This window comes from Vibrio sp. OY15 (genome assembly GCF_000742455.1).
GTDB lineage: Bacteria > Pseudomonadota > Gammaproteobacteria > Enterobacterales > Vibrionaceae > Vibrio > Vibrio alginolyticus.
Window position 1 is genome coordinate 237,883 of sequence record NZ_JPIL01000012.1, and the last position, 12,308, is coordinate 250,190.

The 12,308-nt window shown below is 45.7% G+C and carries 13 protein-coding genes; 9 read left to right on the forward strand and 4 right to left on the reverse strand.

Annotation, left to right across the window (positions count from 1 at the left end; genetic code table 11):
* The first annotated feature begins 59 nt into the window (after positions 1-59).
* The 4 genes from IJ23_RS15170 to IJ23_RS15180 all read left to right on the forward strand — a co-directional run bounded on the left by IJ23_RS15170 (position 60) and on the right by IJ23_RS15180 (position 3,792).
* Positions 60-812, forward strand: coding sequence for a phosphatase (locus IJ23_RS15170; protein ID WP_033906857.1), 753 nt, complete (start codon positions 60-62; stop codon positions 810-812).
* A gap of 156 nt (positions 813-968) precedes the next feature.
* Entirely contained in the window at positions 969-1,358 is a 390-nt protein-coding gene (locus IJ23_RS15175) for a cytochrome b562 (protein WP_005375067.1), read from the forward strand.
* 219 nt (positions 1,359-1,577) lie between these two features.
* On the forward strand, positions 1,578-1,937 hold the full coding sequence (locus IJ23_RS24250) for a hypothetical protein (RefSeq protein WP_080276971.1): 360 nt from the start codon (positions 1,578-1,580) through the stop codon (positions 1,935-1,937).
* A 415-nt stretch (positions 1,938-2,352) separates the two neighbouring features.
* Entirely contained in the window at positions 2,353-3,792 is a 1,440-nt protein-coding gene (locus IJ23_RS15180; RefSeq protein ID WP_033906701.1) for a PepSY-associated TM helix domain-containing protein, read from the forward strand.
* Between the two features lie 57 nt (positions 3,793-3,849).
* Here IJ23_RS15180 and gloA2 read toward each other — a convergent pair whose 3' ends face one another.
* The 3 genes from gloA2 to IJ23_RS15195 all read right to left on the reverse strand — a co-directional run bounded on the left by gloA2 (position 3,850) and on the right by IJ23_RS15195 (position 5,744).
* Positions 3,850-4,233, reverse strand: coding sequence for an SMU1112c/YaeR family gloxylase I-like metalloprotein (gloA2, locus tag IJ23_RS15185; protein WP_033906702.1), 384 nt, complete (start codon positions 4,231-4,233; stop codon positions 3,850-3,852).
* Positions 4,234-4,263: 30 nt separating this feature from the next.
* Complete coding sequence (locus IJ23_RS15190; RefSeq protein WP_033906703.1) at positions 4,264-5,193, reverse strand: LysR family transcriptional regulator; 930 nt, start codon at positions 5,191-5,193, stop codon at positions 4,264-4,266.
* Between the two features lie 77 nt (positions 5,194-5,270).
* On the reverse strand, positions 5,271-5,744 hold the full coding sequence (locus tag IJ23_RS15195; RefSeq protein ID WP_033906704.1) for a hypothetical protein: 474 nt from the start codon (positions 5,742-5,744) through the stop codon (positions 5,271-5,273).
* A gap of 275 nt (positions 5,745-6,019) precedes the next feature.
* Between IJ23_RS15195 and IJ23_RS15200 the strand changes: the two genes are divergently transcribed.
* From IJ23_RS15200 to IJ23_RS15215, 4 genes are all read left to right on the forward strand, one after another.
* Positions 6,020-6,703, forward strand: coding sequence for a spondin domain-containing protein (locus IJ23_RS15200; RefSeq protein WP_033906705.1), 684 nt, complete (start codon positions 6,020-6,022; stop codon positions 6,701-6,703).
* 9 nt (positions 6,704-6,712) lie between these two features.
* Positions 6,713-7,408 carry a spondin domain-containing protein gene (locus IJ23_RS15205; protein WP_033906706.1) on the forward strand — a complete coding sequence of 232 codons (696 nt, stop codon included), beginning with the start codon at positions 6,713-6,715 and terminating at the stop codon, positions 7,406-7,408.
* 146 nt (positions 7,409-7,554) lie between these two features.
* Positions 7,555-8,286, forward strand: coding sequence for a response regulator transcription factor (locus IJ23_RS15210; RefSeq protein WP_033906707.1), 732 nt, complete (start codon positions 7,555-7,557; stop codon positions 8,284-8,286).
* 116 nt (positions 8,287-8,402) lie between these two features.
* Positions 8,403-9,776: a sensor histidine kinase gene (locus IJ23_RS15215; RefSeq protein WP_033906708.1), complete on the forward strand. Its 1,374-nt coding sequence runs from the start codon at positions 8,403-8,405 to the stop codon at positions 9,774-9,776.
* A gap of 27 nt (positions 9,777-9,803) precedes the next feature.
* Here IJ23_RS15215 and IJ23_RS15220 read toward each other — a convergent pair whose 3' ends face one another.
* Positions 9,804-10,319, reverse strand: a complete 516-nt coding sequence (locus tag IJ23_RS15220) for a superoxide dismutase family protein (protein WP_017635497.1) — start codon at positions 10,317-10,319, stop codon at positions 9,804-9,806.
* A gap of 541 nt (positions 10,320-10,860) precedes the next feature.
* Here IJ23_RS15220 and IJ23_RS15225 point away from each other — a divergent pair.
* Positions 10,861-12,270: an aminotransferase class V-fold PLP-dependent enzyme gene (locus IJ23_RS15225; RefSeq protein ID WP_005375092.1), complete on the forward strand. Its 1,410-nt coding sequence runs from the start codon at positions 10,861-10,863 to the stop codon at positions 12,268-12,270.
* Positions 12,271-12,308: the final 38 nt, after the last annotated feature.

Consider the following 12,308-nt stretch of genomic DNA (forward strand, 5'->3'; position numbering starts at 1 on the left):
GATGCGTTGCCTGAAGGTATACAATAGCACGCAAGATAGCGCACCTAAGAGAGTGGATGATGGAATTTAAAGTTGATACCCATACACATACGTACGCCAGTGGTCACGCGTACAGTACCTTGATTGAAAATGCAAAGTTGGCAAAAGAGAACGGGCTGGATATGTTCTGCACGACCGATCACGCAGAATCAATGCCGGGTGCGCCTCATTACTGGTTCTTCTCTAACCAGAAAATTCTGCCTCGCTTTCTTGAAGGCGTTGCGATTATTCGTGGCGTTGAATCTAACATTATGAATACCGAAGGCGACATTGATATTCCACTGAGTGTGGACCGCAACTTAGATTGGGTGATCGCGAGTTTTCATGAACCCGTTTTTCGTCCTGCAAACAAGCAAACTCACACGGAAGCACTTGTTAATGTCATTCAGAGTGGTCGTATTGATGCGCTCGGTCATCTTGGTAATCCAAATTTCGACTTTGATTTTCAGACCGTTTTAGCGTGCGCGAAAGAGCACAATGTCGCGATTGAAATTAATAACACCACGCTGAAAGGCAACAGCCGAGTAGGCAGCGTAGACCGTTGCCACGAGATTGCACAAATCGGGAAAGATCTCGGTGTTTTCTTCACCACGGGCAGTGACGCGCACTTCTGTCACGATGTTGGTAATCTGGAGTTGGTTGGAGAGTTAATGGACAAAGTGGGTATTGATAGCAAGAAAGTGATTACTCACACCGCTCAGCAGTTTTTGTCTTTCTTAGCTTTGAGAGGCCGTAAACCAATTGCAGAATATGACAGCATTCTCAACGCATAAACTTGATTACATTTAAGGTATGCACCCGACGCCAGATTGCTTTACACTGCGACCCGGAAATACTCAACTAAGCTAGTTTTTCGCCTTTTATGGCGTAGGTTATTTGGGTGAATAAAGCCGACACAGAATTCGGCACTATAAATGGAGAAGTGAAAAATGTTACGTCCTTTAGTCCTAGGGTGTGCGATTGCGTTTGGCTCAACATACGCAATGGCAGAAGCGGTTGATTTAAAACAAAACATGAAACAGATGAAGATGGAATTCAAACAGGCGGCAGAAGCATCTGATGTCGAAACCATGAAATCTGCGATTGATAGCTTGCAAGCGATTGTTGAACAATCTAAGCGTGGTAATTACCCACCAGAGAAGTTTGATACTTACTTAGAAGGCTTTAACAAGCTGACGGTAACGCTAGATAAGATTGAAGCGGATCTTGATGCGGGCAAGCTACAAGAAGCAAAAGACCAACTGCGTGAAATCGATAGCCTTCGTGAAGAGTACCACGACAAGCGCAATCCAAGCATTTGGAGCAAGTTGTTCGGCTAATTATCTACTGAGCGGAGCATTTGCTCGTGGCAGTGGATTACGCGTTATCTCTAAGTAATGAATGAACACATTATCAGCCTGCCATTTCGGCGGGCTTTTTTGCGCCTGTCAATCGATGCATTCAAGAAAACCTGTGAGGTAGCAACCACTTATTGATACTGTTTTTTGAGCTATCACTCAAAATTGGTTACGCTGTGTGAAATTTGTTAAGTCACCGTTATGCGTAGATTAATTCCCTTTTACCGCTCGATGTTATTTGCTAGTGCTCTCAGTTGGGTGCTAGTGACGCTGATGCCTGTTATCAATGCTCATGGTAACAGCATGGGCGTGTGGGCGACGCTATGTACGCTTAACGGATTTGAGTTGGTCCAAATAGAAGAGGGCGACAATTCGGTCAGCCACAAAGGCAAGCCTTGTCCGTTTAGCCACTTCTCGACTTTTCATCACGATACACTTCCAACGACACCGATACTTTCAAGACAGAGCTTGGTGACTTCTGACAGCTACGCTTATTTGGCTCTAAGTGTGCGATTTGAAACACCAGTTCCTAGAGCGCCGCCAGTTTCCCTTTTCTCATAACAAAAACAATTACACGATACCCAAGTAACCTCGAGATGCTTGGTTCAGCGAGAATGACTTGGTTTGTAGACGCGGCGGCGATTTAAAGGTCTAGTGGGTCTAAATCAAGATATCGACAACAAAGTATACAAGCCAAGGCAACTCGCCCTTCGGGAGCGTGTCATTGCTCCGATTGTTGCTTCAAACAACTTGGAAAGAGTTGTCTATTACACAGCGTTGTTTTCTTTGCACTCGAATCAATGACAACGCTCTGAATCCAGCATCTTGAAGTCACTTGGGTATATAGTCAGCAACACTGCCACTTCGAGCAGTGGTACTCCCAAATCTAAGTCAAATAACGCCGCATACGAATGCGTATGTGTAGGATGCGTTTGACTGAATTTGGGTGTTCAACAATGAAAAAAGGAAAATACACATGTTGAGAAACTCGGCAAAGCCTCAACTCAAGGAAGCCTCACGCGCAAAATCCATCTACTTTATGACGTGGCGATGGCACTTCTACGCAGGTTTGTTCGTCATTCCATTTATGCTGATGCTTTCCCTCACGGGATTGGTGATGTTGTTTGATGACGAAATCGAACTGGCTCGATACGAAGCGACATTACAAGTTTTACCACAAGAGCACATGGTTCCTGTCTCTGCACAATTAGAAACCGTAAAGCAGGCGTATCCCGATTTTAATGTCACTCAATTTGTACCTGCTAAAACGGCCGATATTGCCAACCGATTCTCGATTCAAAACCAAGAAGGCAGCTCGTTGATTGTTGCAGTAAATCCTTATACAGGAGACGTACAGGGCACCATTAATCGTGGTGACAGCATCTATGAACTGATGAACAGCATTCACGGCACCTTGCTCATCGGCGACCTAGGCGACCGTTTAATTGAAATCGCCGCAAGTCTGGGGATTTTACTGTTGGTGTCTGGTTTGTACCTTTGGTTACCTAGAGACAACGCCAGCCGCGCCGGCTTTTTGAAAATTCGCCTTAACAATGGCCCTCGAATTTTGATGCGTGACCTGCATGCGAATTTAGGTGGCGTGCTGTCGATTGTTCTGTTGTTCTTTTTGATTTCAGGTTTGTCGTGGGCAGGGATCTGGGGGGCGAAAATGGTGCAAGCTTGGAATACCTTCCCAACCTATTACACATGGGGTGAGAAACCGGAATCCACGCTGACACATAAAGATCTTAACCATGGTGCATCAGAAGAGATGCCATGGAACTTAGAGCTTGCTGCTGTGCCAGAGTCGAAAGATAAGCCCGCTCATGATCATGCCAATATGAAGGAAGAGACGGCATACGCAGGCAACCATGATGCGCTCTCCATTGATGATATCATCCTCAAGGCTGAAATGTTGGGCTTCACTGGCTATAAGCTGTTTTTGCCACGCTCTGAGACGGGCGTTTACACCGTTGCAGCTAACTCTATGGGCGGCGATATTTCCGACCCAAGACAAGATCGCACCAGCCACTTTGACCAGTATTCCGGTCGCTTGTTGGTGGATGTAACGTGGCAAGATTACAGCCTATTTGCCAAGTTCATGGCGGCAGGTGTGTCATTGCATCAAGGTGATGTGAGTATATTGAACAAAGTACTCAACGTAGTGTTCTGTTTGGCGTTCATCTTAATCTCAATCACAGGTGTGGTGATGTGGTGGATTCGTAGACCAAGTCGCAGTGCCGCATTGGGCGCGCCACCTAAGTTTCAACAAGACAGTATTTGGAAGCTTGGCTTAGTAACGTTAGTGATATTGTGTCTCGCGTTCCCGATGGGCGGTTTGGCAATTGTTACGGTTCTCGCACTGGATTGGCTGTTGTTCAACCGCGTTGAGAAACTGAAAACGGCGTTGAATTAGTAACAGACAAAGAATGGAATAATAAAAGAGCCTGCGAAGTCGAAGTGCTGGCTCTTTTTATTTCTGGTAAATCTCCAGTGGCAAGCCATCTGGGTCTTGGAAGAAGGTAAAGGCTTTGCCCGTGAACTCGTCAATCCGAATTGGCTCAACTTCAACGTCATTCGATTCGAGGTAGGCTTTTGCTTGCTCAACATCATCAACCAAAAACGCGAGGTGTCTCAACCCTTGTGCTTCGGGAAAGCTTGGTCTTTTAGGTGCGCCCGGAAAGCTAAACAGCTCAACTTGGCTACCGTCAGGTAAAGCGAGATCAAGCTTGTAGGAGTCTCTGGCTTCACGATAGTTTTCAGCAATGACTTTCAATCCCAACACTTCAGTGTAAAAGCGTTTTGACCTTGGGTAATCGCTGCAAATGATCGCGACGTGATGGATGGCATTAAACATGGTTAGCCTCTTCAAACATGGCTCGTATCCTCAAGCATGGTTAGTGTCCTCGGAGACTAAATGCTCCTTAACGAAGTCGATAAACACGCGCAGACGAGCAGGCATGTATTTGGTTTGTGCATACTGCATCGCGATAGCGCCATGGTAGTTACTCTTGATCATCCAATCCGGCAGAACCTCCACCACTTCTCCTTGCTCTAACGCGTCTTTGATCACGAAGTCATGGAAGATCCCAATTCCCAAGCCGGACTTAACTCCGTTCAAGCGCATTTGAGAATGGTTGACGGCGTAGCGTCCACTTACGGCAATGGAGTGGAACGCTTCTTCTTTAAAGAATGACCAGATGTTGTCTTTGTCGTTCTCGGCAAGGTAAATACAATCGTGCTGCTCAAGCTCGGTTGGGTGCTCAGGCATACCATGTTTGGCTAGGTAATCTGGAGAGGCACATAAAACGAGATTGGTCTTGCTGATCTCTTTGAGTACCAGATTCTCATCGGGTTTGTCGGTGAGCTTGAATGCGACATCAATGCCTTGGCGGAACAGATCGATCTCACCATCTGCTGCACGCAGCTTAAGCTGTATGTTTGGATAACGTTCTAGGAATGGCAACACAAACGGTTGAAGCACCGAATTAAGAAATGCTTCAGGGGCTGCTACTGTGAGTGCGCCTGTTGGCTCAGCATGATCTTCCGCAGATAGCTCAACGGCTTGCTGCGCGGCATTCACCATTGCGATGCTTTGGTCGTAAACCTTTTGCCCAGCTTGAGTGATGATCAACTTACGAGTCGTGCGCTCAAACAGTTTGACCGAGAGGGCTTGTTCCAACCGTGTGATCAACTTACTTAAAGCCGATGGCGTTACGCCGAGTTGTTTAGCAGCAGCGGTAAAACTGCCTTCGTTTACCACCAAGATAAACGAAGCAAGATCAGGAAGTAGGGCAATGAGTTTTGGATTAACCATAATTGTTCAGTTCTGCGCAGCGGAATAACGATATTGTCTGGTACGGTTTCACGAGGTTCAAGTGTCACCGTCTCGCTTTAACGATATTTTGCCAAAAATGCATTGAGTGCAGGCAAGCCAGATTCACCAGTATGGTATTGCTGCCAACAGTGATAAATGGCCGTTTCGTGGTCTGCAATTAACTCGATAGCTTCTCGCTCAGCGATTGAATACTGCTGTGAAGCGTTCACTTCTTCATGCCACTCTCGATACTTGACCTCATAAGGTTCTACCCATTTCAGAAGAGTCGCCACCAACTCTTGCCATGGTAAACCAATCCACTTAGTTGCATCTGCCAAGCCTTTATCCAGCATCTCTTGGTGTCGACTTTCGATATCCATGCCATTTGTTAGCAGTACAGGTTTGAGCTTTTCTGCGGTTAGCTCTTCCACTTCAATCAAGGTTTGCCACAGTGTTTGTTGTTCACTTTGGGTGTAATGGCTCAAGTAGTGGTTGAAAAAAGCGATGCCGTAGATTTCGCCATAGTAGGCAGACAGAACGTTATGAATCATGGTGAGAATCGTGATTTAAACAGAGAATACCGCATTGTAGGAGGGGAAAGCGCGAAGTGTAAATACAAAAAGTGCTGTTGACAGAATTCGAACAGAACTTGTGAGAATTTTATGAGAATTCGATGAAGTTGCTGATAGATTTGCTCGTCATTCTTAGAGGCAAGAACGCAAAACGTTCGAAACGTAATGCTTAACCTACTCAAGTCACGAACAAAGAAGTAAAGCCGTACAGATGGGCTTGGGTAGTTCAACCCTCATTTAAGGATGGAATCACAATGAAAAAACGTACCCAACTCGGACTCGTCATGACTTCAGTCGCTATGGCACTAGGCTCTGCATCAGTGAATGCGGCGGAATTGGAAATCACCGTGACAAACGCAACCAAAGGCATCTACTTTACGCCTCTTATTGTTGCCGCACATGGTTCTGATCTTCAAATGTTCAGAACGGGTCAAGCAGCAACGCCAGAACTAGAAGCAATGGCAGAAGGCGGTGATATCTCTGGTCTTGCTAGTGTGATTGGTAACGCTGGTGGTGCTGTGGTTGAGAACCCTGCTGGTGGCATTTTGAATCCGGGTGTTGCAACCACCTTCACCTTGGACAGTGGCGACCACGGTTATCTTTCTCTGAGCGCGATGTTGTTGCCAACCAATGATGGTTTCGTCGGTCTGGATAGTTGGAAGATTCCAACGGAAGCGGGTACATACCGAGCAACGCTAAGAAGTTACGATGCCGGTACAGAAGCGAACGATGAACTTGCGTCTAGCATGCCAAACCCACCTTTCATTACCTTTGGTACTGGCGGCACAGGCGTTGAAGCAACGGTAACTAACGACAAAGTTCACGTGCATCCGGGTAACCTTGGTGATAGCGATCCAGCCGGCGGCATCAGTGACCTAGACAGCAGCAGCCATCGTTGGTTAAACCCAGTTGCAACCATCACAATCGTTGTGAAGTAAGGGGGATGTATGAAATACAGAATCTTACTAGTTGCAGCTTCAGTCGGCTTGCTCGCCGGTTGTCCAAGCGATGATGATAACGATGTAGTGAAATCGTACCGCTACACCGTCAACGTGGCGAACTTGACTGCGAATCAACCTATGTCTCCGCTCGCGGTACTCACTCACAATGGTGACTACCAACTGTTTGAAATTGGACAAGCCGCATCTGTTGAACTTGAGCATCTTGCCGAAGGCGGGAGTAACGCTGAGCTGATTGAGTTGATGAACAGCAATGACAGTGTTTACCAAGGTATTTCGGGTAATGGATTGGTGTTGCCGGGTGCATCGGACGAAGTCACCATCACGGTTGACCCTAGTCGTTACGGTTACTTGTCTGTTGCGTCTATGTTTGTGAATACCAATGATGCCTTTGTTGGCGAAACGGGGCTATCGCTCAAATCGCTCGCAGTGGGTGAAAGCTATGAAATGAGCATGAACGTTTGGGATTCTGGCACGGAACTGAACGATGAACTTGCCGCAACCATTCCAGGCCCAGCAGGTGGCGGTGAGGGTTTCAATGCCGCACGTAATGACAGCAATGACATTGTTGCTTTTCATGCGGGTGTTGTTAGCCAAGATGACGGATTAGTAAACTCAGCACTTTCTGCGAACCATCGTTTCCTGAACCCAGGTGCGAAAGTCACCATCACTCGAGTCGAGTAACACAGGCTCCGATGACGTCTCCTTTCCAAAGCGCTTGTAGCCGAGCGCTTTATCCCTCATGGCGTCATCGGAACCTTTTTTGAAAGAATTTCTAATTTGTTCCGGTCATGTGCAAAGTGAGGATACTCGAAGGCAAGGAAAGGACCATGGAACAACAGGCAATCAATTTAGTCGCGAACATCTTGTTGGTGGAAGATGACGATGATTTGGCAGAACTGGTTCAGATGCATCTCAAGTTTCAAGGACACCAAGTGTCGCGAGCCACAAATGTCGCCGATGCTAAAGCGCAATACCAGCAACAACCCTTTGATTTATTGATCCTTGACCGAGGTTTACCAGATGGTGATGGCCTAGACATCTGCCATTATTTGCGTCAGCAACAAGATTGGAGCCCAGTGCTCATGCTGACAGCCAGAGACGGTGAAATGGACAAGGTTGACGGTTTAGAAGCGGGCGTTGATGACTACATCACTAAGCCATTTAGCGTATTAGAAGTCCAAGCACGAGTGCGAAACGTGCTACGCAGAGTCAGCCAAACCGTAGAAGCCAAAGTAGCAAATGAAGTCCTCAATGATGCGATGGATTTTGGTCCGCTGAGAATCATTCCGGAGTTGCACCAAGTATCCTTAAACGACAAGGATGTCACTCTTACCGCGACAGAGTTTACTTTGCTGCAGTTTCTCGCGACTCGTCCGGGCAGAGTCTACAGTAAAGATGAATTGCTCGATCACGTTTGGAATACCAGTCATTCTGGTTATCACCACACGGTGTGTAGCACCATAAACCGTTTACGCAGCAAGTTGTCTTTGTCTGATTCTGATCATCACTTCATTCAAACTGTTTGGGGTGTTGGGTATAAGTTTCAACCAAGACACTAATGCAAGAAAGTAAGTCAAAACATCAAGCCAAGACAGTAAGTCGGCAGTTGTTTTCACCGTCACTTTTCAATCATCACGGGTGTTTCTAAAACATCGCTGTTTAAGGAGGCGATAGGATGAGCTTCAAATCTCGCTTGGTAGTATTTACTAGCTTGTGGTTCTGCCTCGCGGCGGTGGTGATTGCACTGACTTACAATTGGCAAAAAGAAACCATTGAGTTACGCACCAAGCAAAGCCTGCATAAAGAGCTAGCCAGCCACATGCGTGATGATAATCCGCTGATGATCGGAACGGATTACAACCCTAAAGCACTTAAGTCGATCTTTCACACGCTCATGCTGATTGGCCCTGATTTTGAAATCTACTTCCTCGATAGCCAAGGCAATATCACCACTCATGCAGCACCGGAAGAGGCGGAAATCATGGGGAAGGTGGATCTCAATCCCATTAAGCAATTCTTAAATGACCAGCCTTTTCCTATTTTGGGTGAAGACCCACGTAATCGTGGTGAGCACAAAGTCTTTTCTGTCGCGGCGATAGAGGAATTAGGTTCTACGGTCGGTTATCTCTACGTGGTGATTGGCAGTACCCGACATGATGCCATTGCCAATGCTCAAGTCGATACCCCTTACATCGCGCTGGCAGGACTGGTCTTAGTTTCCATTTTAGGCTTTGCTCTTGGAGCTTATGTGCTGGTGAAACGTAGCCTATTGAACCCGATTGAGCGTGTGACCAAGCAACTTCAACAGCAAGCCGAACATGATTTCCGCCTGCAACCTGATTTTACTCACCAAGTGCCGGAGCTCGTGCCGATTGCGCACTCTTATCAGATGATGGCGAAGCACATTCAGCAGCAGTTTTTACAGTTGGAGTATCAATCGTCTCATCGTCGTCAAAGCTTGTTGCAGCTTAGTCATGATTTAAAAACGCCGTTATCGAGCGTGCTGGGTTATTTGGAAACATGGCGTTTGCAACATCCGGAATCCGATCCTTTGATTGACGTCGCTTTCCGAAATTGTGAGAAGCTCTCAACTCAATTGCATTCTTTGTTAGACGCCGCGCGCAAAGAAGCTCCAATGCCAAACTACGAGTACCGCCCCGTAGATCTTGGCGCGTTGATGGCAGAATGTGCCGAAACGATGCAGAGCCAGTTTTCTCGTAAAGAAGTGGTGTTGAAAGTGGATATCGATAGCGAAATCCAAACCGTGGGTGACAAGGGGCTATTGGAGCGGTTGGTATTGAACCTGCTTGAAAATGCATTGCGCCACAGCCCAATCGGCTCGGAAGTGCATTGCCAAGCACATTTGAGTGAGGATAAGTCGCGTATCCACTTTACCTTCGTCAATCACATCGAGGAAGAAGCGGAGGGAGGTTCTTTGGGGATCGGGACGAAGATTGTCCAATCGATCTTAATGCTTCACCACAGCTATCTTGAGACCAATGCAACCTCCTCTCAGTATCAACAGAAGTTCACACTTCTCGCAATCTAAAGAGAAGTGTGAGACATAAGTTAATGTTTATTCAATAACACCACATACGACGCGAGCGCCACCACCACCTAGCTTATTTGGGTGATCGGAGTGATTGTCACCACCTGCATGGATCATTAACGCTCGACCTTTTAAATCCGATAATTTTAGGCGAGGTGCGACAACGGGCTGATTGGCATTGCCGTCCATGTCCACATAGAGTGGAGGCAAGTCGCCTAAATGATTGTCATCGGTCCAAGGATAGCCATGCTTCCCTGTGTTGTTAGGATCATAATGGCCACCTGCTGCGCCGCCTAATACGGTTTTGTCATCCTTTTCTATGCTATCGCAAGATGGATTAGTGTGAACATGGAAACCGTGCACACCTGCTGACAAACCTGATAATTGAGGCGTAAAAACAACGCCATAATCACTTTGTGAAATCTCAATGGTACCCGCACTCTCATTGGTGTTGAGAGCAGTCATTTCTACCGTTTTTGCTAGCGCGTTAGGGGCGGCGACAAGAGCGGATGCAACTGAAATGCATAGCAATCCTTTTAACATGGGACCTCCTTCTTTTAGGGTGTACGCTCAAGCACATATTAGTGAAAACCTGTTTTACTTATGTATGTTGAGCGGTGAGTTTATGTCATAGAGTGATGTGTATCACTTTATGGTCTTAAACTGATATCTCGATCCGAAATCAGCTTTCTTTTATTTAGTCTTAACATATTGAGATCGTTAAGATATAAAAAGAATAGACGCCAATCTTAAAATAGCCTGAATATTTTTAAATTAACGCAAAGTTAAATTTTTAATGACTTTATAACAAAGCTCATAATTGTTTTATAAAGAATTTGGTGGAATTGTCCGCAATAAAGAATAGTCAAATTAACGAATATATTAATGTGAACATTGTTGTTTATAGATTTGTGGTCAAACTGTTGCTTATATCATCAAATAAGATAAAAAATTGGAACTAAAGTCACTTAATGGCAGAGGAAAAAATTAAACTCTGATTGTAATGGGTAATAATGTTTTAGTAACAGATAGTTACGCACTTAAAATTAATAATATGGCTAATTTCCGACAAGGATTGAAAAAGATGAAAGACAAGGAATCTATTCAGACTAATAGCAGCCGCCGTAATTTTCTGAAAGGCGCAACAGGAGCTGTTGTTGCTGGTGTGAGTGCTTCCGCTTTCTCAGGCGTAGCTCAAGCACGAGAACAGAAAATTGATTGGAGCAGCCGCGGGCTAGGTAGAAAACACGATAAGCGCTTCTGGCGTAAAGTGCGAAGACAGTTCGTTTTGGACAAACGAACCACTTACATGAACATTGGTACAACAGGTTCAATGCCAAAACATGTTCTTGAAGATTACGAGCATAACAACAAGCTGGTGGCTAAATATCCTTGGGATATGAAAGGCAAATTTGGCTCTTGGCCGTATGTTTCTGAGATGGTTAAAGACGTCGCACCAGGTTTTGGTGCTAACCCAGAAGAGATCATTCTCAGCCGCAACACTACTGATGGCTTATGCTCGATCATTAATGGCTTACACTTTGAACCAGGTGATGTGATTCTAACGACACACCATGAACATATTGCTGCAACATCACCTATGAACGTAGCGAAACATCGTTTTGGTGTGGATGTGGTAGAAATTCAACTACCAGTATTTACTGGTACTGAAAACGTTTCTGAGCAAGATTACATTCAAGCGTTCCGAGACGCGCTTGATGCGAATCAAAACGTTCGCCTAATTGTTTTCTCTCATATCACATACAAAACAGGAACCGCGCTACCAGCAAAAGCCATTTGTGCTTTAGCAAAAGAGTATGGTGTGCCTACTCTTGTTGATGGCGCGCATACGGTCGGTATGTTTGACCTTGATTTCCACGATATGGATTGTGATTTCTATGCAGGATCTGGTCATAAGTGGCAGTGTGGTCCGGGCGCGACAGGTATTCTGTATGTTCGTGATAATGGTAACCGTTTGAATGAGTATTGGAGTGACCGAGAGAACCCGTTATGGTTGATCAACTCCTCACTTTCTCATGCTGATTACCTGGGTAAACAGCTGCAAATGCAATACATTGGTAACGATAACTATCCTGCGAAACAAGCACTAGTTGATAGTTGCAAAATGTGGGATGAGATTGGTCGAGACCGTATCGAAGAGCGAGTTGTAAGCCTTGGTAGTTTATGTAAAACCTTGCTTCAAGAGTACTTACCACAAGCCAAAATGTATTCACCAAACGTGGAAGGCTTAACCAGTGGCTTAACGACGGTTAATCCGTTCTCCGATGTAACTAATGAAGAGATACTGACGGAATTCCGAGATCGTTTACGTGAAGAGTATGGTTACATCATCCGTACGACTAGCTTTAAGCTGCATAAGGATGATGACTTTGATACTTACGCGCTGCGTATCTCTACGCATTTGTTCCATGACGAACAAGATGTGGAAGGGCTCGTAGTGGCGATGACGAATTTGTATTACTCGTCGTTCTAACATCGTTGTTTATCACTCAAGCGCCCATTATTGGGCGC